Origin of the sequence: Gilliamella sp. B3801 (genome assembly GCF_026536645.1) — a bacterium.
GTDB classification, from domain to species: domain Bacteria; phylum Pseudomonadota; class Gammaproteobacteria; order Enterobacterales; family Orbaceae; genus Gilliamella; species Gilliamella apicola_I.
Map to the genome: position 1 here is coordinate 67,107 of NZ_JAFNNR010000006.1, position 24,022 is coordinate 91,128.

Genomic DNA, 24,022 nt, shown 5'->3' on the forward strand with positions numbered 1-24,022 from the left:
TAGTAATTTTTTAAGATCAAACCAAATTCTGATTGAAATGTCCATAGCTTAAACGTATCCACCCTAATTTATCACCATAATCACTTCCTTGTGATACGATAATATTTTGAGCAAGCAATTGATTTAAAATAGCGATTTCTTGTTGTGATGATTTAACAGGTAATTGGGCATATAAATGAAAACCACCTAAAGGTTTTTGATAATTTATTGTGTCATCAAAATAATTATTGAGCCATACCATTAATTGATTCGCTTTAAAATTGAGCTGTTCACTCAAAAAGTGTTGATGAATGAAATAATGATTTTTTAGATATTCTTCTGCCAATAATTGCGGCAAAATACTCAACCCAGAATCGATATGTTGACGAATATTCGCTAGATTTTCAATAATATGACGAGGTGCTATCATCCAACCCACCCGTATATTTCGACCAATATATTTAGAAAGCGATCCTAAATAGATAACTTGATTATGGTGGTCAAACTTTTTAATGGGTGAAATGGATAATTGAGAATTAAATGCTAAACAACTATAAGCATCATCTTCAACGATACCAATACATTGCGAACGACAAAATGCTAATATTTCTTTTTTGCGTTTATCACTCATCACAAAACCTAATGGATTTTGAAAGATAGGATTGAGAAACAGCCATTTTATGGGTTGCTGACTAACGACTTTACTTAAACTGTCTAAGGTAATACCTTCATTATCGCACTCAATCCCATATAAGCGTAACCCTGCTGCTTGGAAAAGTGGCAAAGAGTAAAAATAAGAAGGCGATTCGATAGCAATTGCATCGCCTGATTTAAGTAATCCCTGAGTAATTAAAAATAGTGATTGCTGTGTACCTGATGTAATGAGTATTTGAGATGTCTCTACCGACATAGCAAAACGTTGTTGCATGTAATTTGATATTTGCGTTTTTAGTGCTGGCAAACCTAACTGTAATTGGTCACTATTTTTTTCATGCATGATAAGCTCATCTGAGCTGATATTGGGTAATAACAATTTGGGCATCCAAATTGTGGGTAAGTCCCCATTAGCAAGATCGATGATGTTAGATTGCTGACGTCGTATGAGTTCGACTTTTTGTTGATAACGAGATTGTTTATTTTGGTAAAAACGTGCTGGTAACCGCCAATTTATTGAAGTATACGCCTGAACACCCCATTTTTTATCATTAACAAATGTTCCACTTCCTTGCCTGCGGATTAAAAGTCCTCGTTCAGAGAGATTATCCAAAGCACGAACCACCGTTGTTCGATTGATGTTTAAAATGTTAGCAAGTTCACGTTCTGATGGTAATCGTTCGCCAGCAATCAATATGCCTTGCTCAATATAATATTCAATTAGTTGACTTACTTTATTAAAAAGTGCGCCTTGATAGGCATTTAATTTCTGATGATTCCACATGTTATCGATTACTCAACATTTTAAACCTTGCCAGACAACGCATAAAAAATTGGATGACCTAATTATAGTCCAATTGGCTGTATCTTACCTATCGTTAATTTTAAATAATACATAACTAAGCATTAATTAATTTAAAACAGGAGACGTGATGAATAAAATTATCGGAACACAGACCGTAAAACGGGGTATGGCACAAATGCAAAAAGGTGGCGTGATAATGGATGTGGTGAATGCAGAACAAGCCAAAATCGCTGAACAAGCTGGCGCTGTCGCAGTTATGGCACTAGAACGGGTTCCATCAGATATTCGTGCTGCTGGTGGTGTTGCCCGAATGGCAGATCCAACTATTGTTGAAGCAGTGATGAATGCGGTTACAATTCCTGTCATGGCAAAAGCGCGTATTGGTCATATTGTTGAAGCCCGTATTTTAGAATCAATGGGCGTTGATTATATTGATGAAAGCGAAGTATTAACACCTGCCGATGAACAGTACCATTTACTCAAAGATGAATTTACCGTACCTTTTGTTTGTGGTTGTCGTGATTTAGGCGAAGCACTACGTCGTATAGGTGAAGGGGCATCCATGCTACGCACAAAAGGGGAACCGGGAACAGGTAATATCGTTGAAGCAGTACGCCATATGCGCAGAGTAAACGAACAAATTCGATTGGTAAACAGTAAATCTAAAGATGAACTAATGACATTGGCAAAAGAGATCGGTGCGCCTTATGAACTCGTCATACAAATCAAACAGTTGGGTAAATTACCTGTTGTTAACTTTGCTGCCGGAGGCATTGCAACCCCAGCCGATGCAGCCTTGATGATGCAACTTGGCGCAGACGGCGTTTTTGTTGGCTCGGGTATTTTTAAATCGCAACATCCTGAAAAATTTGCAAAAGCGATTGTGCAGGCAACGACGTATTATGACGATTATCCACGCTTAGCAGAACTATCTAAAGGATTAGGTGAGGCAATGAAAGGCATTGAGATCAGTAAATTGTCTGAATCCGAAAGAATGCAAGAACGAGGATGGTAACGATGCAATCACTCAAACCCTTACGGTTAAAAAAAATTGGCGTGCTTAACTTACAAGGCGCAGTTAGTGAACATATAACCATGTTGCTGAGTATCGAAAATGTGATTGCGGTAACAGTAAAAAAACCTGACCATTTAGCGGGGTTAGATGGTTTAATTATTCCAGGCGGGGAATCTACCGCAATTAGCCGACTAATTAAACAAAATGGACTATTTGACCCCATTAAAGAATTTGCCCGTCAAGGCAAAGGTATTTTAGGCACCTGTGCCGGCTTAGTTCTTTGTGGTATGACAACCACTCATCATGAAGTTGAACTTCTTGAATTAATGGATATTACCGTTGAACGCAACGGGTTTGGTCGGCAAGTAGCAAGTTTTGAAACCTTTTTAGATATAGCGTCAATTGGCAAGCACATTCCAGCCATCTTTATCCGTGCTCCTTATATCATCCATGCAGGTAACCCAGTAAAACAACTGGCATTTATTGATGATCACTGTGTAATGGCAGAACAAGATAATATTTTAGTCTGCTCATTTCATCCCGAGCTATCTAACGATAATCGGGTGATGAAATATTTTGTTGATAAATGTTGATGGGAAGTATTTTCAAAAGACAAGGGATAGATATTTAATCTGTGTTATTAAATATCTATACCCATATGTATGGGGAACACAATTGTAAAAAATACCAATTACTATTAGTACGTATTAATGTTAATAATGTTGATATTGCAAACTCATACCGTTTGTTTAGCAATCAGTAATCAAAATAATTCCTATATTTAGGTTTTTTTGAAAACATTTGCAGTATCGAAACAATAAAATTGACTTTAGGTCGTTTCTCTAGGCTATATAATTTTTTTCGGTAATTTTCTCGATTAGCAACAACCAATTTGCGCTCCGCTTCAAGTGAGGAATCGTTCTTATCGCGATCGTTGGTTTCAATGAGATGTGGTAGGGTAAAGTATGTTTTTATATTTCCGCACGTTCTGAAAATTTCAAACATATCTGCCTCGTATCTGATAGGCATTAGAAACTCAACCATCTTTTTTGCTGTTTTTAATGTAATTATATAGCCTGTCGCGCGAATAGCCTTAGCTATTGGGAAAACATTAAAATCGCCAAGTCTCATTTTTTTATTTTTTGCGTATTCGACGTCACCAGTTAGCAAAAAAATTCCGTTTTTTGGTTTTTTTTCGAATGCACTCATAAAATCTACTGTTCTACTATCGAAGATTGCGTCATCCTCAATAATTAGTGCATAAGGTAACCTCCGATTTATAATTTCTTTATACACACCTATATGACTGAGGGCACATCCAATTTCACCTTTCGTTAAAAAACAATTTTTATAATCATAAACATTGTCATTAATAAAATTTTCATCTAATTCACGCCCGTCAATCGCTGTAATAATTTCAAAATCCATTTTCAATTTTTTACATAAATTAGAAATTCTATCCCGTCTATTTACTGCGCTACTCAAATTTATTGCAAACACTTTCACTAATTAAATATTCTCAATCATTATTTACAAATAATACGACCACTAAATATACACTGGATATTATTAATTGACAATAATTTACTAAAAAGCAATTAGATTACATAGCTATAAAATTATTACAATAACCAATGTTTGTTATAGGATTTGACAAAATCGTCGTCTATTTACATCCATCCAAATATTTAAAAATAGTGTTTTCATGCTCCAATAGTCGATTCCTTTCTCGATTTTACTAATAGTTGACGTGAGTAAATCAGTTTAAATAACTCATGCTCGTTCGTGCCACAATTAGTAATTATTTAAATGTTCATGTTTTTTTTTATTTTTTGACAAATATATGTAATAGTAAGTAGTATTAGAATGCAATTAAAGCAAAATAGTCCTACATATTATTGCGCTCGATAACCCTGAGCACAAATAATCTAACTTAAATCAATTTACCGAACGGCATTCAAAGTAGCCCTATCAATTATAATTTTTCCATTAGGTCGATTGTTTTACCGCGTAACATCGTTGGTAAATTTAGAATTTCGACGTTAACATTGTCATGATTTTTTATTCTAAACAGTTTTTTCGTATCAGTTAGGTATGAACATGGTAGCCTAGGCATTCCAATTTTTTTTATGCATGGGTTTTTCATGGCTCTTTTTATGCCTCCGTTAAACTCTTTTTTAACTCCATATTTTCATCAAAATAATCTTGATCGTCTGGTTTAGACTGATATCGATATGAATTAATTTGTTTGCTATTTTTAGTCATTAATAATAAATGATCTTGACTAAATATAAGTTTTTGCAGTTCTAAAAAAGGCGTTTTCGCACAAGAAAAAAACGGGGTATGGGTTCTAAGATGTTTTAACACTTCGCTACCAGTTCGTTTCTGCTTTAAAACATAGACTTTATAGATATACGAATGTTATTGATTTGTTAAAGTTTGCGGTGCGGTCACTGTATATACAAACTTTTAATTATTACAACTAGTTAGACAAATTAAATGTTTATATTACTTAACCGTAACGCCATTTTTAAACGGTAATTTTCAACTACGGATATTTCTTGAATGCTTAAAAAGCTTCGAAAAAGTTTAAACTAGATTCCATAATGTTATGGTTAAATAATTTAAACGCGAATCAACAATAACTAATGTCAATTATGTTCATTTTAATTGTTAAAACGTCTCGAAGCTGTATACCATTGCCTAAATGAAGAACATTTTAAGTCATTCATCACTCATTACTTTTAACTGAGCTGAGGATAAGCAACAACAGAAGCAGTTAATTCAGGTTGACCAATTAAGATAAACTGCTTATTTTTACTATCTAACGCTTGTTCAATAGCCAATCCCGTTGCCAACCATAAAGCACAATTACCTGATTTACCAATTGAATTATCGACACTAAAAAAATTATTTGGTTTAAAATCAATAATATTTAAATGATTTAATACCGCTTTGTTTTGATCTTCACTGATAAAACTTGTCCAAATTCCGTCATAATCTTTATCTTTACCATCACCCCAAAGTAATGCCTTGTCGATTGTTTCTTCTAATGTTTGAGTTTGTTCACTACGATAGACTTTAATAGCTGATTCTCTAAAATCAGAAAGACAAGGATCATTAATCGCTTCTTCACCAGCAAACAACATGAACGATAAAAATTCGCCTTCATTTTCAGAAGGTATTTGAAAAAGATGACCAGCAATGACAATTAATAAATCAGAATCATGATCACGATGATCCAACCATGACTCAGTGAATAAAGTACTATTTTTAGGTTTTTTTATTTCAAAACTAGTAGGTTTAATTAATTTTCCTAAGGTTTGTGTCCAAATATCTTCAAGATTATCAATACTTGGTTCTGAATCAATGAACAATCGTACATGAATATTTAATTTTGGAGAAAGACGATTAAATATTGTTTGGTATTCAAGTTTCCACTCATCAAATTTTGCTTTTAATCGTTGTTCAATATAGTTACCTAACAAACTTTCAGGTATAGCTAATGAACTATATGCAATAGACTTTCTACCACTAACAACAGGCATCGAACTTAATAACACTTTATTGTTAGCCACGCCGACACCACTACCCTGTTTGCCATGATGCGTTTCAAGAGAATGACTTAACACGTATAAACCTCGTCTTGCAAATTCAATTAACTCTTGGCGTTCGATTTCACAATCAATATTCCAATTTTCAATATATATATCATTACAAAAACGAATATAAAGATTATAAAAAAAACAAAACATCCATATTGAGACTGGAAAAATAATCGAAAAACAAATAAACCAAAAATTAGAAAGGTTATAAAAAACACTGTAAATTAAAGTACCCAATACACCTAAAGCAACAGACAAGATAAGAAAACCAAGCCAAAGCCAAAAGTTACCTTTTTTCTGTTTAGGCAGTGAGTCAGGGATAGCATTTAGATTAACGGGCATTAGCTTTTTCCTACTTTAGATATCGATGAAATTAACGAACAACCACAAGCACTTTTATGCCCATCTAAAGCAATTTTTTTACCCTGATCTGTCATTGTTGGTTCACCTTCTATAATTGAATTGACACCATGCTTATGAATGGGGCAACTAACTAAATCACCGACTCGAGCAACAGGTTTACCCATTACTTTCATTGTGGTTGACGCGGTAATAACTTTACCGCCATGATTAGTATCATCACCTAAACGAATAACGCCTCGTAAATTAGTCATTTTTAATTCCTTTTTTATTTACCTTTGTTAACTTTTTTATTTGTTTATACTGCAACTAATTATAGCTAATTAACATTCAAATTAAAGTTATTATCTTTAATTAATATTCCATTAGTTTTTATACAATTATTGGGTTCATATTTGTCTTAGATTTCTGTTTGAATGCCTTTTATAGCATTAGTATTGGCTCATCGGTATAAGGAAATCTTAGTACCCCTAAGTAATAGCAAAAATCGCCTTTTTACTTTCGTATTGGCGCGTGCTTCGTCATACCCGTTTTGAATAATGTGTTTAAATTCTTCTTTGTTATAACAACCAACTAAACTATTGCAAGCAATCAATAGCAATAATAGTTGGGTCAATTTACTGTTTTTTGGTTTCATAAATCATTCTTTATCAGACTGTGCTCCGCCTACTGGTTTAATACGTTTGTAACCTAAAGTATCTTGATATAATTTTCCCTCTTTACCAACATTAAACGTTACAATATCTTTATAAGTTTTTCTGGGTAATCTTGCTTTAGTTTGAATATACACCGCATTAAGCTTATCTTGATTATTTATTACCCAATTTGGCACATCGATAACATGATATTCATAATAGACATCAAGGTTGACTTTGTTGTAGCTATAACCTTGTGCTCGGGTGTACTCATTTTTGGTGACATCTGTCACTCGTTCAACCACTATTGGTCCATAACAAAACTGAGTATGGTGAAGTGGCCCTGAAACACCTTTTTCAACATATTGATATAAATACTCTCGACCTAAGTCGGTTAAGTCATAATGATACAGTTCCGATTGCCCTTCCACAGGTTGTCGACTTAATAAGCCAATTTCAGCAAAAAGGGGTAAACTTACAGCAAGATCTTCTTTATTCCAAGTCTTCCACCGACTGTCTTCGTCTAATTTTGGCTCATCGGTATAGGGGAATTTTAGTACCCCTAAGTAATAGCAAAAATCACCTTTTACTTTTGTTTTGGCTCTCCCATTGTCATACCCGTTTTGAATAATGTTTTTAAATTCTTCTTTATTATAACAACCAACTAAACTACTACCGGCGATCAATAGCGCTAATAGTTTGATGAATTTACTGTTTTTTTGCTTCATAAATTATTTGCTATTGTCTATTGTTTCACTTGTGGGTTTAATTTGAAAATAGGAAAGATTATCTTGATATAATTTTTCATCTTTACCTACATAAAATTTTATAGTTTGCACATAACTTTTATCAGGTAATCTTACTTTTACTTGGGGATATACCGCATTCAATTTTTCTTGGTTGTTGATTGCCCAGTCGGGAATGTCTATTACATGATATTGAAACTGAACCAGCAAATTGACTTCGTTATAGCTATAACCTTGTGCTCGGGTATATTCCTTTTTGGTGACATCTTTCACCCGATCAACCACAATCGGTCCATAACAAAATTGATTATGATAAAGTGGCCCTGAAACGCCTTTTTCAACATCTTGATTCCAATATTCTCGACCTAAGTCGGTTAAGTCATAATGATACAGTCCTGATTGCCCTTCCACGGGTTGTCGACTTAATAAACCAATTTCGGCAAAGAGGGGTAACGACTTTGATAATTTACGTTTATTCCACGTTGTCCACCGACTGTCTTTGTCTAATTTTGGCTGATCGGTATAGGGGAATTTTAGTACCCCTAAGTAATAGCAAAAATCGCCTTTTACTTTTGTATTAGCACGTACTTTGTCATAACCGTTTTGAATAATGTGTTTAAATTCTTCTTTATTATAACAACCGATTAGACTACTACCAGCGATCAATAGGGCTAGTAGTTGGTTGAGTTTACTCATCTTTTTTAAAACCTTTGAATTTATGGTTTAGAATTTATGGTTTAAATTGAAAATAGGAAAGATTATCTTGATACAATTTATCATCCTTACCCACATAAAATTTTATGGTATGCGAATAACTTTCATTTGGTAACATTACATCTGATTGTGGATATATCGAATTCAGTTTTTCTTTATTGTTTATTACCCAATCTGGCACTTCGATAACATGATAATCAAAATCTACTTCAAGATTGACTTCGTTATAGCTATAACCCTGTGCTCGAGTGTACTCATTTTTGGTGACATCTGTCACTCGTTCCACCACGATCGGTCCATAACAAAATTCATTGTGGTATTTAGTTCTTATACCTCTGTTATCAATATATTGATGCCAATATTCTCGACCTAAGTCAGTTAAGTCATAATGATACAGTCCCGATTGACCCTCAACGGGTTGTCGACTTAATAAACCAATTTCGGCAAATAGGGGTAATGACCTTGATAATTTACGTTTATTCCAAATATCCCATCTTATATCCGTTTCTAATACTGGCTCATCCGTATAAGGGAATTTTAGTACGCCTAAGTAATAGCAAAAATCACCTTTTACTTTTGTTTTGGCGCGTGCTTCGTCATAACCGTCTTGAATAATACGTTTAAATTCTTCTTTGTTATAACAACCAACTAAACTACTAACGGCAATCAATAGCGCTAATAGCTTGGTCAATTTACTGTTTTTTTGCTTCATAAATTATTTGCTATTGTCTATTGCTTCACTTGTAGGTTTAATTTGAAAATAGGAAAGATTATCTTGATATAATTTTTCATCTTTACCTACATAAAATTTTATAGTTTGCAAATAATTTCTATCAGGTAATCTTACTTTTACTTGGGGATATACCGCATTCAATTTTTCTTGGTTGTTGATTGCCCAGTCGGGAATGTCTATTACATGATATTGAAACTGAACCAGCAAATTGACTTCGTTATAGCTATAACCTTGCGCTCGGGTATACTCCTTTTTGGTGACATCTGTCACTCGTTCGACCACGATCGGTCCATAACAAAATTGATTATGATAAAGTGGCCCTGACACGCCTTTCTTAACATATTGATTCCAATATTCTCGACCTAAGTCGGTTAAATCATAATGATACAGTCCTGATTGACCCTCAACGGGTTGTCGACTTAATAAACCAATTTCGGCAAATAGGGGTAAACTTACAGCAAGATCTTCTTTATTCCAAGTTGTCCACCGACTGTCTTCGTCTAATTTTGGCTGATCGGTATAGGGGAATTTTAGTACCCCTAAGTAATAGCAAAAATCGCCTTTTACTTTCGTATTGGCACGTACTTTGTCATACCCGTTTTGAATAATGTGTTTAAATTCTTCTTTATTATAACAACCAACTAAACTACTACCCGCGATCATTAAGGCTAATAGTTTGATGAAGTTACTGTTTTTTTGTTGCATAAATCATTACCTTTTGTATGTATCCGAAATGATAATTGGATTGGCATCCACTGTGTTACCTTGATTATCTTTGGTGGTTCTACCGGTTGGCCAATAGTAGAGTTGTAAATTAATTTCATTATTAGTCGAAAAATAACATTCACCTGTTTTATAGAAAATTTGAAAGTAACCCAAATCATTCCCGTCATCATCTACTGCATCTTTATAAGATTCCACCTTTCCAACTTTGTTTTTCACTAATTCATCATCTTCTGTCACAGGTGCTAAAGGCGCTTTGCGTTTAATCAGCAAATCTTCAACGGAATCTTGCGTAAAAGTAAGAATCGGATACTGTTTGCCATTACTAATATTTAACGTCACCAATTCTTGCGTATGTTTATCTAAAAATCGAATTTTACCTTCATAATCACTCAGTTCCGATTTAAAATTAGGTAACCCCACCGAAAGATATATTTCCTTACAAAAAGGTGTATTATTTACGTAACCGCCTATTGGGTAGGAACCGACGTCAACTATTAGTATTTGATTTTCTAATTCTAGAATTTCTTGTACTTTCCTCATTTCGTCCTTATAGTATACTTTGTTATTTTCGAACTGAAGCACTGCATAGAGCCCTGTTCTTGCCACCATAAAGTCATTAATGGCTAATGCCATGCTGTCAAAGTTGGCTAAATAAGGTACGCCTTTATCACTTGGTTGTTGTAATCCAAATAGGCAGTAATTAAACCAGATTTGCATTTTATCCCAGTCATCGGTTTCATCTTTATAGATCATTTGTATAATTGCAGCAGCGACACCTGCAACTAGTCCTAGAATAAATATTGCTGCGCCAATCGGGCCAGAAAATAACCCCAATATTCCAACTGTTTGCATTAGACATACAAAACCCGAAAACATTTGCAAGCCACCTGCAATCATATAGGCTGTGCCTACTTTGCCCCCTTTGGCATAACCTTTTAAAAATAACATGCTCCCTTCGAGTATAGTGATAAAACTGGTTATGGAGCCTAATACCGCTGTTACCCCTACCGAACCTTTAAGAACACTATTGCTAATCAATCTCATACTTTTATTAAATCTTAATGTTCTTCGCCAGACTCTTGGTAGTGTTTTATTCAAAAATAATAACACTTCATTAACTGTTGATGCGTGGTTTGCAGCTACTTTACATAAGCCAAATTGCACATCGCGTTTTATTTCAAAGCGAACGGTTTCACTTAATGTGGGATCATCTAATTTTTTCAAATTTTCCAAATATTGCATATGGGCAACTATGGATTGTACGCCAGCGACTGCCATTTTACTGATACCAACTACCATATCGGCTGTTTTTGGTAAGCGAGTACTTATGCGGGTTTCTTTAATATCTTTCAATATACTCGTACAAAAATCAATTTTGATTTGGTTGACAATATTTAAGCTTCGGCTTTGGGCAAATCCAAACGTTAATGCTGCATACAACCAATTTCGACTCAATGCAAATGTTAACGTCGCTTTAATCGCTCGAAACAGCTCTTTACCATTTTGTAATATCTTATCATTTGCGCCAATTTCGATTATTTTTGATCCGAATGCCAGATAATCGGCATAAGTAGACTGCAAATTCCAATCGATGGTACTGTCTTGATCATCCGTTAGGGTGTAATTTTTATAAGACAGTTCTTGATCGCTACTTTCAAATGGTTCCCAGTAATTCAAAACTTCAGATAATTTTGCAATCGGGATATTTTGCAGCTTAATATACAGCATTAAGTAACCATGAATAACCAGATTACTTTGAATAATTAATGGTATAACTTTTAATAGCAAGGCGTCCGCTTGTTTTGTATCTTGTTGGTCGTTGGTTTGAGATTGGATTGATGGGCGGTTTGCCAATCCTGCTGAAACACGCGCAAATAGCATGAAATAGAGATTTAGCATAAGTTCACCTTTTTCGGCAAAAAAGTTATTCGCTAACTTGCCTTGTCCTAAATCTTGTTCCAGTTCTTGTAAAAGGACTTTTGTTTGCTCTACGCGCTTTTGCTTCGCTGCTTGTTCGCTGTCATACTGCTGTTGCAAATAAGCTTTAATTTGATCTTCGGTTTTATTCGTTAATTGTGGTGTAAAACTCGAATGTGATGCGAGTTCGTCTTGCATAATATCCAGGCGTTTATTGAAAACTAACTCCCAAAAACTGCCTTGTTGACCGTCAATCAGGTGATAAAACAGACTGTTTTCATTGTTTAGCAGAGTATCCCATACCGCTGATTGCTCTTCCATTTTTACATTACCCAGACAAGTAAAATCAATCAGTTTTAGAAAATCGGTTAGGTAGCCAACATGATTATTGGAACAGTTAGTATCACACTCGATTAACCAAAATTCACAATCATTATACTGCTCAATTGCTGAAGGGGCATATTGTGAACATCCGTTGAAACCAAATAACCAGGTTAAGTAATAAAAATAATCTTGTGAAAGCTTAGTAATTGATTCGACAAACTTGTTATAGTCCGCTTGTTCTATTGCTATAAAAATTTGCTCATCTAATGTACTTATTAAACTGTTGTATTTTTCTAATTGTTTATCTATGTTTTTATTGGCGGCTTTTGCAGCAGTGTTATTATTTCTAAACTTACGTACGTCTTCGTAAGTGTATATTGTTATAAATCGATTATTTAATTCATGCAAATGTTTCTTCTTTTCATCTGGACTCATTGGGATTTCTTGATAACCTTTTTTCAAAAAGTCAGGCGTATTTGGAAATTTTCTATATAGTCTTGAGTGCCCTGAGTAAGAATAATAAAAGTAATCATAATGAATATCATCCTTCGCTTTTGCTGTTTCAGACGAGATAATTTGGTTGCGGTATTCATTTATTAACGCTAATGTTTTGCGTTTATGCAATCTTTCTTCTTTAAAATATTGCTTACTGATAATATCTGAACTCAACGAGTTGTAAGTGTCATAATATTGTTTTTCGTTAATGTCATCAAAAATACTTTTATCACGTGCAGGCTCTTTATTGTTTAATATTGCATTGTATTTTTCATCTAACCGTTTGTTTGCTTCAATGATTTTTTTGTAATTTTCATCGATTTTCTTGGCATAGATTTCTTCCGATTGAATAATTAACTGCGTGATGGGTTCGATTTTTAGCTGTCGTTGTAAGCTTAGCTCTTCTGCGATACCAAAGGGATCTTCAATCACAACAACTGGCACAACAAAACGCTTATCTTTTTCAAATGTATTAATTTGCTCTTTTAACACATCATGTGAATTCAAATATTCTTTATTATTTGCTTTATGGCGATCTCGTAACGAGTTGAATTTGTGTGCTGTAATAAAGGTATCTTTATCTTCAATCAGTTCTTTATCATCGCTATCATGTTCACTTTCATCATCATTACCTTGATTATGTATGATGTTTGTCGGTTTTGCGGCTAATTCTAATAATGAATTATCTGATAATAATTGGTTGAATGCAAAACTTCGTCCATCTTTGTCAGCCAATTTGGTGGGATCTTTATAAGTTTCCTGATTTAAATTGATTTTGGTAAACCGTTTTAACGCCGTATTTAAATCGATAGTTTTAGTATTGCGTTTTGCCGATTCGGTATTACTATTTTGCCCATTTTGCGATGAATCATTTTTTTGATCTTGTTTGGATGGTAAATCAATGGTGATCGAGGATTCATTCATTAATTTTAGGTACTTTTCTACCGCACTGTTTTCACCTTGAGACCATGCTCGACGGGTATAGGCAATGTAGGCTTCGCCTTCGTATACCGTGATGTCAATATTGATAAAGGATCCAGGTATATGGTGATTATTACCGTCTTTGGTACACGCTGCGGGGATCTCTTTAACGTTTCGCTCTTTTAAGTCAGTAATGGTTTTATGACGAAATACCCCTGATGGTGTCACTTCGTATCCTAAAAATTCCCATCCTTTGGTTTTATGTTTCACTAAGATATAAACGTAACCAACTCGTAACGTTCGATAAACGTATTTATGGGTAAGCAAGTCAACTTGTGGCTCACGCTTTGTATCGGTAAATTTAATAGCTTCTCCCATTTGTTGGGCTAAGCTAAAGCTTGTACTAATCGGGGCTTTTCGAACTAGAAAAATGGGAAATCCTTTACGTTCACAAACGCCACAACCGCCATTTGCTAAAGCTGAACGGGAGTCTTTACCATCTTTGTTTGCTTCGGCATAAATAATGCGATCTTCGAGTTCAGCGGCTTGTTCTTCTTTTCGTTTTTTTTGTTGTTCTTCTTCTGTGGTTTTGTTTGTTTCTTGTTTTTCCATTTTTCTATTCCTGTATTTATCTATCTTATTGCTTTATTGATAAAAATTGTTGCCTATCGATTGCTTGAAATCTTTCTGCCAGACTTCCTTTATCTTGTTTTGCTTGGTCGATTGCATTTTTTATTTTGCTGACACTAAGCAAATCACCATAACGTAATGACATCAATACAAAAATCTTTTGGTCGTTTAAATCAGTTAATCCATACTGACACGCTTTTTGATAGGTATTAGCTAATTGAATTAAGTTGATTTGCGTTACATCTTTGCCCAGTTTGGTATAAATATTAACTTGAGATAAGTAGATGTCGAATATGACTTTTATATGTTGTTGATAAAATTTTGCTTCCTCACTAAGAAAAATACTATATGAATCGGGTTTGTAATTTAACCGATTGATTGTCGAAATGGTTTTATTAGTGGTTAAATAGCTGTAACTGATTAGACTGTTAAATACATCCGCTAAAAATTCAGTACATATCATGTTACCTTGATGTAATAACTGCATGCGGAATGGTTCATAAAAAGGAACAAATTTTGTGCCAATAAATTGAGTTAAATATTTACCTATGTCAGCTAATATTTGAGCTATTATATTCGGTGGATGTTGGCTCACTAGCCAACTACAGACATAACGCTTGCTTTGTAATAATTCACTTTCGGCTTCTATTAAACTAAATTTTAATAATCGTTCTTCAATCGGTTGCTCAGGTTTTCCAAGTATTACAAGCTGTGGACACGCATCAAGATCGTAGGCTAAGTCTGTTCTTATTACAGGGGTAACCGCTTGTTCACCATAATGATCTTTAATATTATTGAGGCTGATAAAATCCAATTCGCTTACGGCTACAAGTGGATCTAAGAGTAAATATCGATAATATTGTTGATTGCTTTCACTATTTAATAGGTTTAATAATTGCTGTTTCATTAAGCATTTTCCTTACATGTACTGCCTGATGGTAACGCTGTTTGATCAACGGATAATGTCGCTGGACTGATTAAGCCAAAACTAGCAGCATTCACTTTAACATCACCTGGTGCATAAAAGTTTATTTCGCCATTTTCTAATACGATGGCAACACCATTACAGCTTAAGGTCAGTTTTTTGTTCGCTGATACGATGACTTCACTGTCTGTACTTGTGATCTTCATATCTTGTTTAGAAGTTAAATGCATTTCTTCGTTTTGCGCTTGTATATCGACATTCCCTTTTGAAGCAAATATTTTAATCCCCATTTTATTTGCAAATAGGCTGATCATATTGCCCGCAGTCACCATAAAACGCTTGAAAGCATTGATGTCTACCGTGTTTTGTGCTGTTTGGATGATGTTTTCACCTGCACTGTGCTGGATAGAACTTGGTGTTGTGTGTGCAATACCAGAAGGTGCATAATTTAAAATTGCCGGTTCTTTTAATTCATTTAAACTTTGCTCTAATAGTTTTTTTTGCGTCGATAAATCAGCGAGTTCAGCTTCGGCCGCTTCAGCCAGCTCATTAAGCCGTTTGACCATTTCACTTGCTTGTTGTAATGATTCAATCGCGCTACCCATTTCAAGTTGAGTTTTGCCAGCTTTAACTTGTTCTTCAGTGGTTATGTATAGCCCTTTTCCCGAACGTATCGCTCCCCATTCATCTGTTCGTAGTTCAAAACCTTCGCCACGTTTTTCTTTCTTTTCATTAACAAGATGACCAATATTTAGCTGAGTTTTACCGTATTCAGTCGCCAGCTTGATATGTTCTTGCCCTCGTTTGTCATCCATGCGTAATTTGTTGTTAGCTGGTGTTCGAATAACATTTCGGTGTTTGTTAATTGTCGTAACATGGTCTGGATGGGTACTGTCATGCATTGCGTGAGCAATGTAAGGTCTGTCTGGATTACCATTGGTAAAAGCTACAGCGACTTCGGTTGAGTCAATAAGCGGAAAGTGGAAGCCATAAGTATTACCTGAATAAGGTTTGGCAAGCCTTACCCATAAACTTTCTTCGCCTTTTTTCCAGTTTTTTAAGTCAAAATTGAATTTGATGCGATAACGCCCTTTAGTATCTATGTATCCATAGGTGTCATCATCCGGACTCGTCACTCGTGCAGGTAATGTACCCGTAACTTGAGGCCATTTAAGGGGGGCTGGGCGATAAGGTTTTAATACGTCATAAGGGATTGCTGTAAAATGAGTTTGGTATGAATTTGTTCGATCACCCTGACACTCTGTAGTCAGAATGATAATACCATCTTTTATATCATTAATTGGGCATCCTTCAATGATAATGCGTTGACCGGGTACTAATGTGTAATTATTGCATTTACCGTAAATAAATAGTTGTTCAGATATGTAGCGTTGATGTCGTATATTCGCATACCATTGTCCACTTTCTACTGTGTGTTTGTCACCCAGTGTTTTATGATGTTCTTCGTAACGATAATCATCACCACGCGTTGTGATATCTTTGGGTTGACTGTTGGCTATACCATGTAGAGAGTTGTTTGCTATACGGTAGTTGTAATCATTGACACTTACTTGATTTGGTTTTGTTTTACTGCTGAACTGTAGATCCCATACACTATGAGATTGCTTATCATTTAAGCCACTTGGTTGTCTAATAATGATGCTACCCGCATTATCAAACCCTTGTTCGTAATCACTAATTACCATGACATCACAGTGATGTTCTGGATGGGTTTCAAAATAGAACCAAATACCTACATCAGCAAGCAACCTTTGGATAAAGACTAAATCGGATTCTTGCCATTGAGTTATAAATTCACGAGCTGGATAGGTTTCGTTTAATTCAAATCGAAAATCAATACCGGTTAATCCATGATTTCGTAATACTTCTTCAACAACATTCACTACACTTTTATTCTGAAAAATAGCACTTTGATAATTGTTAGATAGCAGTGCAACTCTTGGTTCAAGCACTACTCGATATTGTGCTTGATCCTCGCTCATGGATACTAAGCTAAATTCGGTAATCACCCCGTATATTGTTCTGGGCTTATCATGAATGTCTTGTGAACTTATTTGTTTTAATTCGAGTGATTTACCCCGTGGATGAAAAGTCAACGATGCTACTTGGCTTAATACCGAATTAATTGATATCTGTTTATTTTGGCTTGTGAAATTGATGATGTATCGCCATGGCTGATTAATTTGTTCCTTTCCTTCAATCGATAATATTGAAATATTTGATGAAGCATCAAGTCGTTCAATTGAAAGGGAATAGTTATTCAGTGCAGAGCTAGCAAAAGGCAAATTTTCACTAAGTGAAGAAATACTATTTGTCAACTTATCCATTATATTCATGCCACAAATCCTTACTTTTGATTCTTTACTCTATAATGTATTTTTATAAGTTTCGTAAATTTTTTATAAATTAAATTTAAAGTTTACAAAATAGGGGCTTTTGTTTAAACAGTCAACATTTTTATTTATTTTTTATTATGATTATAAATAATCAGTAATTTTAGGTAAATTTGGTTTTTTTTAGGGGTTGGGATGAGAGAATTTTATTTTTTGTTTAGAAAGTAACAATATCATCTAGAAAAATTTACTTTTTTAAATGTACTGTATGATGAGTTATTGGTTTTTTATTGCGCTGAATAAAGCCAATTTGAATGATTTTATCCAGCCGTTAAAAATTGATAGTTAGTGTTTAACAAATTTGAGCGATATTTCTAGCCATTTTAATTTGTGATAGCTATGTTATACATGTGCTGTATAGAAAAAATATCAATCATTAAAGATGATCATACTGTTATATTCTTATTTTAAGTCCACTGTTTTAAACATTAGTGTTTTAAGTCGTTAAATTAATTAGACACCACCATAAATCGGCGGTTTGCCGTGACAATTTGTAAAAATATAGGAAGACTTATTTTTTCTTCTTTTTGTAGTGTATTATTGATATCGTAAATTTTAGATCGTCCAAATCCATCTAAAACAATTGTTTTATCATTGTATAGTGCAGCGATTTCTTTTTCGTTCCCCGCCACTATCCATTGCCGTGACTTGCTGTTGAATAAGTTTTCACCTTGATTATATAAATGTGGTGAGGTGTTAACATAAAGCACATCTTGCATTAAGGTGCGCATAATATCAGTTTGCGATGTTAGTCGGCTGATTTGAGCGGGTTCTTTATTTGGCCATGAGATAATCAGTGGCACATTAAGTGATTCTCGACTGTAATTAATGTCGTCATTACGTATCGCTGTTTTTTTCGCTTCTTTTATAGTGATGTCATTGGTTCCGGTAATGACAATTACGGTGTTTTCGTAGGTATTGGTTAGTCTCAAATACGCTATTAATGATTCAAGATATTGATCTAATTTTCTTGCTTCTGTTTCAAGTTCTTTTAGCGGTATATTTTTATGTTTTACGCCGAGTGAGTATTGTACCAGTGAAAATAGTGGTGCATGATTTTCTAATTTATTTTGTTCATCATGCCACGCCATCCAATTATCAGTAACCTGTTTATTAGTCATTTTTTTTGCCGGCGGTATTGAAAAATTGGATAGCAATGCATATCGATACAATGGTTCATCAAATCCATCGTACGAAAACATCCCTAAGTTGTAATGACGATAATTAATAGCATCAAATAGTACTGAAGGTTTATGACCCGCTAATATGCTGTTGTAATAGTTGGGATCGAGTCCATAAAATAATGAAAATTTATTAATATTTGTTTGGTTACTTGCAGAGTAATGATCCGTAAATTTAAGGTTTTCTTTCGCAAATTCATTTAACCATGGCATGTTGTCGTTTAATAAACGACTATTCCATCCGTCAATAACTATCATTAGTATATTTTGGGTTGCTTGTTTTTCATCATAACTCAGCCGTGCAAGAGGATATTCTATAGCAATAGCAAAAGGATTACCTTCTTGGCTGACCCGAGTTCGGTAATCATTTTCTGGCATAAATCCATATCGTTCAAGGAAATGTCTTGCGGTCAATGGATAGGATAATGGTAAGCTTGAACGTTGCATGGTTATTGGGCGATAAAAATTTGCGTCGGCCCAAATATGAATCAGATGCGAAAAGACAAAACAAAGAATAAATATAACCACGACTGGTTTTGCATAACGTTTACGCTTATTTAAGCTGCGTAATTTTTTCCAACTCCATAATGCAAATAATATTTCAATTAATAAAATAAATGGAATGATTATAAACGCACTACTTAAAAAAGTGGCGTTTTGCGCTGTAAATAACTGCCATATGGATAAATTTAAGTGCATTCTAAAATGCGAGAAGATATCAATATCAACTAAAAGTAAGGCGATTCCTAATGTGGCAATTATGGTTGCTAATATTCGATGCCAACGCGCTGAGTGAATAAAAAAGCTTAATGGAAAAAGTAATATGAGGTAGGTTATAAACGTTAAAAAGCTAAAATGCCCAATTGCACTAATGATTGCATAAAACCGCCCCATAAATGTTCTTGGCCAGTCTGCAATGATTAAATATTGGCTACCCAAAGATATAACAACAAAAATATTAAATAATGTAAACCAGTGTCCCCAGCTTACAATTTGTGAGGATTGGGTATCTTTGATATGATTATTTTTGAGTTTGAGCATATTTATTATTGGTAACGATAGTAATGAAGAATATTTACTGTAAGATACTTTACAGTTTACCTGATTTTGAAAAATCTTTCTGTAATTTTTTTATTTGTTAGCATAAAGATTTTGGTATGATCTTGGCGTTATAATCGATACTTGTTATAATTTAAGGATTAAATTCGCTAACAACAAAGATAATAATTTTGGCTATCTCACAACTTAAAATACATCAAATCCAACCTGATTTGTCTCAGATTAGTGTGCTTGGTAACCCTAGTAAAGCAGAAACTAAATCTGTGATAGAAAAGTCAAACAATATTCTTTCTTGGCAACCTCGGATTGCGTCTGCATTATCCATGTTATGCCCGAGTAAAAGAGCAAGTTATCACCCTCGTTTTATGTTACTGAAAGCGTCAGAAAGTGAACTATTTTTTGATTTGTTAAAACAAGCAGTTAAATTACATGCTTCCTCTTCAACGTTGGGTTACAGCTATTTTATTAATGATAATAAAGTCACTTTGACTGAGGCCAAAAGCAAGCAGGATAACTTTGCCATTTTAGATGATTGTTTAGCATCAAGTTATGTTGATGGCGAGAAATTATTTGGTTGTGTTCGACAACCAGAAAATAGCCCAATTAAACTCGATCCAGGTTTAGTGCATCAGGCTAATGGTGGGGTTTTAATTTTAGGTTTACGATCTTTATTAAGCCAACCTACTTTATTGATTAAATTAAAGCAGATGGTATTTAAACAGGAATTCGACTGGTTTTCAGCTGATGAGTCGCATCCATTGCCGTTATCTATTCCTTCAATGCCACTGGATTTAAGAATTATATTGGTTGGTGATCGGCTAAGTTTAGCTGAATTACAGGATTTTGATCCAGAATTTTATAATACGTCTATCTATGCTGAATTTGAAAATGAATTGCAGATTACCTCATCTGACAAGCTCACTACGTGGCTAGATTATTTACAATTTATTGCTGATAAATTTCATCTGCCAAGTATTGCACCATCCGCCTATAACAAAATATATCAAGAAGCGGTGCGTTTTACAGGCGATCAGTTTTATCTTCCCCTTGCGATTGATTGGGTTCATGGTTTATTAGTTAATGCTAGTTATTATGCCAAAAATGAGGTTATTGATGAGTTATCAGTGGCTTCATCGACTAAGAATAAATTATGGCGTGAAGATTATCTTAAAAAACGATTTCATGAAGAGTTTTTTAATAAACAGATCATGATTAATACTCAAGATAAGGTTGTTGGTCAAATTAATGGTTTATCTGTTGTTGAATATCCTGGCTATCCTTTAGCGATTGGTGAGCCAACGCGTTTAAGTTGCCTTGTTCATTTTGGAGACGGTGAGTTAATTGATATCGAGCGCAAAACTGAACTTGCAGGAAATATTCATTCTAAAGGTATGATGATCATGCAGGCTTTTATTATGTCAGAATTTGCTATTAATCATCAATTACCTTTTTCAACCTCTTTAGTATTTGAACAATCTTATAATGAAATTGACGGAGACAGCGCATCGCTTGCTGGGTTATGTGCAATTATTAGTGCGCTTTCAGGTCAGCCTATCGATCAACAATTAGCTGTTACCGGATCGGTAGATCAGTTTGGTCATGTACAATCAATTGGTGGTATCAACGAAAAAATTGAAGGTTTTTTTACTGTTTGTCAGCATCAGGGGTTAACTGGTCAGCAAGGCGTTATTATTCCCGCATCTAATCAACGCCATTTGTGCTTGAGTGATAATGTGATTGAAGCAATAGCTCAAGAAAAGTTTTCTATTTGGACTGTTGAACATATTGCGGATGCACTTTATTTATTAACAGGAATTCCTTATAAAGATGATAATGCAATTAGTCTTTATAAGCTTATTTATGCACGTATGCAAACTATGCTATTACAAGATAAAAAACAAGATGGTTGGTTTGCAAAATGGCAAAGATATTGCAAAAAATAGTAATACCCAATAAACTTGAAAGCCGAATTTGGTTGAGATGTAACATTTTAGTAAGCGGCAAAGGATTTTACAGTATTGGTTATTCATAATATTTTATTGAATAATTATTTTTATAATCATGTAAGTAATGACAGAAAATAAAAGGTTTTTTTATGACATTTGAACGTAAATCTTCGTACGATAAAGCAGATCTGATTAAATCAGGAAATAGTGAACTTTTTGGTCATGACGGACCGCCTTTACCATCAGATTTAATGCTTATGATGGACCGTGTTATCGAAATGAATGAAGAAGGTGGAAACTTTAATAAAGGTTATGTGGAAGCGGAACTTGATATCAATCCAGATTTGTGGTTTTTCAAATGTCATTTTAAAAATGATCCTGTCATGCCTGGTTGTCTTGGACTTGATGCTTTATGGCAATTAGTCGGATTTTACCTTGGCTGGATTGGCGGTAAGGGTAAAGGTCGAGCTCTTGGGGTTGGAGAATTAAAATTAAAAGGTCAAATATTACCTAAAAACAAAAAAGTTACCTATAAAATCCATTTTAAACGTGTGATTAACCGCAAGTTAATTATGGGAATCGGTGATGGCGAAGTTTATGTAGATGGTAAATTGATTTACGAAGCTACCGATCTTAAAGTTGGGTTATTCAAAGATACCAGCGAATTTTAATTTTTTTGATTTTAACTAGCCTTACACATTATTCGGTAAGGCTTCCTTGAATATCGATTATCCAAGCAGTTTCTGATGATACATTTATCCCTTGTATAATAATATATTCTCACCTGTTTTTATTGTCTTAAAAATTAACTATTGAATACAAATTTCTTTAGGTTAATGATTTTTCATTCGTATTTTTTGCTATTCAAGGTATAATGAGGCAAATTTTTTATAGTCTTTATTAATCATGAGTTTACTTAATCGTTTTGTTGTTTTTTTTATTTTATCTTGTTTTTTCAATACCATTGCCTATGCTAATTTCAGTGGAAAAGTCGTTAAAGTAATAGATGGTGACACAATTGATGTATTAACCCCTGTGAAACAAAAAATCCGAATCCGTTTACTTGATATCGATGCACCAGAAAGCAAACAAGCCTACGGTAATGCATCTAGAAAATACCTAGCTTCACTCATCGCAGGAAAATCTGTTTATATCAAAGAAAGTAACAAAGATATTTATAACAGAACATTAGGAACCGTTTTTTATAATGGCATTAATATCAATCAGAAAATGGTTGCAAGTGGATATGCTTGGGTATATCGCTATAAAGGTGTGGCTAAAAATAAGCAATTAATAGCCCTTGAATCGCAAGCCAAACAAAATAGAAAGGGACTATGGAAAGATAAAAATCCAATAGCCCCATGGAAATTCCGACGCTTAAATCAGAAATAGATTTTTCATCAAGAATTTATTAATTTATTTTAAAGCAGGATAAAGAGATTCTAATTGTTTAAGTGCATCTAAGCCTTGTTTACAACCTGTTTCTTGATCACTTGAAGACATAGCAGCAACTTGTTTTTTACCTGCTTCTAAATTTTGTTTCATCATATCAGTTTGCTGTTTTGTTGCTGCATCTTTAGGTAAAGATTCAACTAATTTATCCACTTTTTCAAAATAAGTTTTACAACTATCAGATAAATCAGCCATCGCAGCTGAAGATAGGCTTAAAAGTACAGCTGAAACTAGTATTTTTTTCATTATTTACTTTTCCTTTCGATTTAAAAAATATCTTTTTGATAATATTAGTATATTTATCACATCTAATATCGCAAAAAATAATACATTAGAGATTTTGGAAAAGCAAATAAAATATTTTATAGGATGTAGGAAATTATCAGCATATTTATAATATGCTGATAAAATATAAAGATGGGTGCAGAATTACATTACAACAACATCTGCTGCAGCTGGGCCACGTTCACTGTCTTGAATTGAAAATTCAACCTGTTGACCTTCACCTAAAGTTTTAAAACCTTCACCAGAGATTGCAGAAAAATGTACAAATACATCTTTACTACCATCAGCAGGAGAAATGAAACCATAACCTTTACTTTCGTTGAACCACTTAACTTGACCAGTTTTCTTAGACATAATAATCTTCCTATAAAATAATTTAAGCCAACAAGGCTAATTTAAAAAAAACATAAAACTTGGACTACTTATAAACACTGAAACGTGAAAGCTGAAGAGAACTAATACTAATGTAAATAGAAAGTAAACTACAAACTGCTTAAATCA

The 24,022-nt window shown here is 34.1% G+C and carries 20 protein-coding genes; 5 read left to right on the plus strand and 15 right to left on the minus strand.

The window, feature by feature from the left end; genetic code table 11:
* Positions 1-16 precede the first annotated feature (16 nt).
* Positions 17-1,417: a PLP-dependent aminotransferase family protein gene (locus tag J3U14_RS06820; protein WP_267352532.1), complete on the minus strand. Its 1,401-nt coding sequence runs from the start codon at positions 1,415-1,417 to the stop codon at positions 17-19.
* 148 nt (positions 1,418-1,565) lie between these two features.
* On the opposite strand from J3U14_RS06820, the gene pdxS reads away from it, so the two are divergent.
* Both pdxS and pdxT read left to right on the plus strand, forming a co-directional pair.
* Positions 1,566-2,453 carry a pyridoxal 5'-phosphate synthase lyase subunit PdxS gene (gene pdxS / locus J3U14_RS06825; protein WP_267352531.1) on the plus strand — a complete coding sequence of 296 codons (888 nt, stop codon included), beginning with the start codon at positions 1,566-1,568 and terminating at the stop codon, positions 2,451-2,453.
* Between the two features lie 2 nt (positions 2,454-2,455).
* Positions 2,456-3,046, plus strand: a complete 591-nt coding sequence (gene pdxT, locus J3U14_RS06830) for a pyridoxal 5'-phosphate synthase glutaminase subunit PdxT (RefSeq protein ID WP_267352530.1) — start codon at positions 2,456-2,458, stop codon at positions 3,044-3,046.
* Between the two features lie 163 nt (positions 3,047-3,209).
* Here pdxT and J3U14_RS06835 read toward each other — a convergent pair whose 3' ends face one another.
* The 12 genes from J3U14_RS06835 to J3U14_RS06890 form a co-directional block, all read right to left on the minus strand.
* On the minus strand, positions 3,210-3,959 hold the full coding sequence (locus J3U14_RS06835) for a glycosyltransferase family 25 protein (protein WP_267352529.1): 750 nt from the start codon (positions 3,957-3,959) through the stop codon (positions 3,210-3,212).
* Between the two features lie 648 nt (positions 3,960-4,607).
* Positions 4,608-4,820: a hypothetical protein gene (locus J3U14_RS06840; protein WP_267352528.1), complete on the minus strand. Its 213-nt coding sequence runs from the start codon at positions 4,818-4,820 to the stop codon at positions 4,608-4,610.
* A gap of 377 nt (positions 4,821-5,197) precedes the next feature.
* Positions 5,198-6,400, minus strand: a complete 1,203-nt coding sequence (locus J3U14_RS06845; RefSeq protein ID WP_267352527.1) for a hypothetical protein — start codon at positions 6,398-6,400, stop codon at positions 5,198-5,200.
* The gene (locus tag J3U14_RS06850; protein WP_267352526.1) at positions 6,400-6,672 is read right to left on the minus strand and encodes a PAAR domain-containing protein; all 273 of its coding nucleotides are present in this window, start codon (positions 6,670-6,672) and stop codon (positions 6,400-6,402) included. Before J3U14_RS06850 ends, J3U14_RS06845 begins: the two co-directional genes overlap by 1 nt.
* 386 nt (positions 6,673-7,058) lie before the next feature.
* Positions 7,059-7,781, minus strand: a complete 723-nt coding sequence (locus J3U14_RS06855) for a hypothetical protein (protein WP_267352525.1) — start codon at positions 7,779-7,781, stop codon at positions 7,059-7,061.
* Positions 7,782-7,784: 3 nt separating this feature from the next.
* Positions 7,785-8,495, minus strand: coding sequence for a hypothetical protein (locus J3U14_RS06860; protein WP_267369602.1), 711 nt, complete (start codon positions 8,493-8,495; stop codon positions 7,785-7,787).
* A 34-nt stretch (positions 8,496-8,529) separates the two neighbouring features.
* Entirely contained in the window at positions 8,530-9,225 is a 696-nt protein-coding gene (locus J3U14_RS06865) for a hypothetical protein (protein ID WP_267352072.1), read from the minus strand.
* A 3-nt stretch (positions 9,226-9,228) separates the two neighbouring features.
* A complete protein-coding gene (locus J3U14_RS06870) occupies positions 9,229-9,951 on the minus strand; it encodes a hypothetical protein (protein WP_267369603.1) in 723 nt (240 codons plus the stop codon).
* A 6-nt stretch (positions 9,952-9,957) separates the two neighbouring features.
* The gene (locus tag J3U14_RS06875; RefSeq protein WP_267352523.1) at positions 9,958-14,241 is read right to left on the minus strand and encodes a toxin VasX; all 4,284 of its coding nucleotides are present in this window, start codon (positions 14,239-14,241) and stop codon (positions 9,958-9,960) included.
* A gap of 25 nt (positions 14,242-14,266) precedes the next feature.
* Positions 14,267-15,166: a hypothetical protein gene (locus J3U14_RS06880; protein ID WP_267352522.1), complete on the minus strand. Its 900-nt coding sequence runs from the start codon at positions 15,164-15,166 to the stop codon at positions 14,267-14,269.
* Positions 15,166-17,541: a type VI secretion system Vgr family protein gene (locus J3U14_RS06885; RefSeq protein WP_267352521.1), complete on the minus strand. Its 2,376-nt coding sequence runs from the start codon at positions 17,539-17,541 to the stop codon at positions 15,166-15,168. The genes J3U14_RS06880 and J3U14_RS06885 overlap by 1 nt, the downstream gene beginning before the upstream one ends.
* A gap of 506 nt (positions 17,542-18,047) precedes the next feature.
* Positions 18,048-19,820, minus strand: coding sequence for a DUF3413 domain-containing protein (locus J3U14_RS06890; RefSeq protein ID WP_267352520.1), 1,773 nt, complete (start codon positions 19,818-19,820; stop codon positions 18,048-18,050).
* 188 nt (positions 19,821-20,008) lie between these two features.
* Between J3U14_RS06890 and J3U14_RS06895 the strand changes: the two genes are divergently transcribed.
* The 3 genes from J3U14_RS06895 to J3U14_RS06905 all read left to right on the plus strand — a co-directional run bounded on the left by J3U14_RS06895 (position 20,009) and on the right by J3U14_RS06905 (position 23,176).
* The gene (locus J3U14_RS06895; protein ID WP_267352519.1) at positions 20,009-21,781 is read left to right on the plus strand and encodes a Lon protease family protein; all 1,773 of its coding nucleotides are present in this window, start codon (positions 20,009-20,011) and stop codon (positions 21,779-21,781) included.
* A gap of 152 nt (positions 21,782-21,933) precedes the next feature.
* The gene (fabA, locus tag J3U14_RS06900; RefSeq protein WP_267352518.1) at positions 21,934-22,455 is read left to right on the plus strand and encodes a bifunctional 3-hydroxydecanoyl-ACP dehydratase/trans-2-decenoyl-ACP isomerase; all 522 of its coding nucleotides are present in this window, start codon (positions 21,934-21,936) and stop codon (positions 22,453-22,455) included.
* 235 nt (positions 22,456-22,690) lie between these two features.
* Positions 22,691-23,176, plus strand: a complete 486-nt coding sequence (locus tag J3U14_RS06905; protein ID WP_267352517.1) for a thermonuclease family protein — start codon at positions 22,691-22,693, stop codon at positions 23,174-23,176.
* A gap of 24 nt (positions 23,177-23,200) precedes the next feature.
* On the opposite strand, the gene J3U14_RS06910 is transcribed toward J3U14_RS06905, so the two are convergent.
* Together J3U14_RS06910 and J3U14_RS06915 are read right to left on the minus strand one after the other, a co-directional pair.
* Positions 23,201-23,482, minus strand: coding sequence for a DUF5339 domain-containing protein (locus tag J3U14_RS06910; protein WP_267352516.1), 282 nt, complete (start codon positions 23,480-23,482; stop codon positions 23,201-23,203).
* 183 nt (positions 23,483-23,665) lie between these two features.
* On the minus strand, positions 23,666-23,875 hold the full coding sequence (locus tag J3U14_RS06915) for a cold shock domain-containing protein (protein WP_065559356.1): 210 nt from the start codon (positions 23,873-23,875) through the stop codon (positions 23,666-23,668).
* Positions 23,876-24,022 lie beyond the last annotated feature (147 nt).

What these genes read in the sequence shown, in the direction of transcription:
- J3U14_RS06820 (WP_267352532.1), bottom strand. Translation starts at nt 1,417, where the DNA reads ATGTGGAATCATCAGAAATTAAATGCCTATCAAGGCGCACTTTTTAAT.
- pdxS (WP_267352531.1), top strand. Translation starts at nt 1,566, where the DNA reads ATGAATAAAATTATCGGAACACAGACCGTAAAACGGGGTATGGCACAA.
- pdxT (WP_267352530.1), top strand. Translation starts at nt 2,456, where the DNA reads ATGCAATCACTCAAACCCTTACGGTTAAAAAAAATTGGCGTGCTTAAC.
- J3U14_RS06845 (WP_267352527.1), bottom strand. Translation starts at nt 6,400, where the DNA reads ATGCCCGTTAATCTAAATGCTATCCCTGACTCACTGCCTAAACAGAAA.
- J3U14_RS06850 (WP_267352526.1), bottom strand. Translation starts at nt 6,672, where the DNA reads ATGACTAATTTACGAGGCGTTATTCGTTTAGGTGATGATACTAATCAT.
- J3U14_RS06855 (WP_267352525.1), bottom strand. Translation starts at nt 7,781, where the DNA reads ATGAAGCAAAAAAACAGTAAATTCATCAAACTATTAGCGCTATTGATC.
- J3U14_RS06860 (WP_267369602.1), bottom strand. Translation starts at nt 8,495, where the DNA reads ATGAGTAAACTCAACCAACTACTAGCCCTATTGATCGCTGGTAGTAGT.
- J3U14_RS06865 (WP_267352072.1), bottom strand. Translation starts at nt 9,225, where the DNA reads ATGAAGCAAAAAAACAGTAAATTGACCAAGCTATTAGCGCTATTGATT.
- J3U14_RS06870 (WP_267369603.1), bottom strand. Translation starts at nt 9,951, where the DNA reads ATGCAACAAAAAAACAGTAACTTCATCAAACTATTAGCCTTAATGATC.
- J3U14_RS06875 (WP_267352523.1), bottom strand. Translation starts at nt 14,241, where the DNA reads ATGGAAAAACAAGAAACAAACAAAACCACAGAAGAAGAACAACAAAAA.
- J3U14_RS06880 (WP_267352522.1), bottom strand. Translation starts at nt 15,166, where the DNA reads ATGAAACAGCAATTATTAAACCTATTAAATAGTGAAAGCAATCAACAA.
- J3U14_RS06885 (WP_267352521.1), bottom strand. Translation starts at nt 17,541, where the DNA reads ATGAATATAATGGATAAGTTGACAAATAGTATTTCTTCACTTAGTGAA.
- J3U14_RS06890 (WP_267352520.1), bottom strand. Translation starts at nt 19,820, where the DNA reads ATGCTCAAACTCAAAAATAATCATATCAAAGATACCCAATCCTCACAA.
- fabA (WP_267352518.1), top strand. Translation starts at nt 21,934, where the DNA reads ATGACATTTGAACGTAAATCTTCGTACGATAAAGCAGATCTGATTAAA.
- J3U14_RS06905 (WP_267352517.1), top strand. Translation starts at nt 22,691, where the DNA reads ATGAGTTTACTTAATCGTTTTGTTGTTTTTTTTATTTTATCTTGTTTT.
- J3U14_RS06910 (WP_267352516.1), bottom strand. Translation starts at nt 23,482, where the DNA reads ATGAAAAAAATACTAGTTTCAGCTGTACTTTTAAGCCTATCTTCAGCT.
- J3U14_RS06915 (WP_065559356.1), bottom strand. Translation starts at nt 23,875, where the DNA reads ATGTCTAAGAAAACTGGTCAAGTTAAGTGGTTCAACGAAAGTAAAGGT.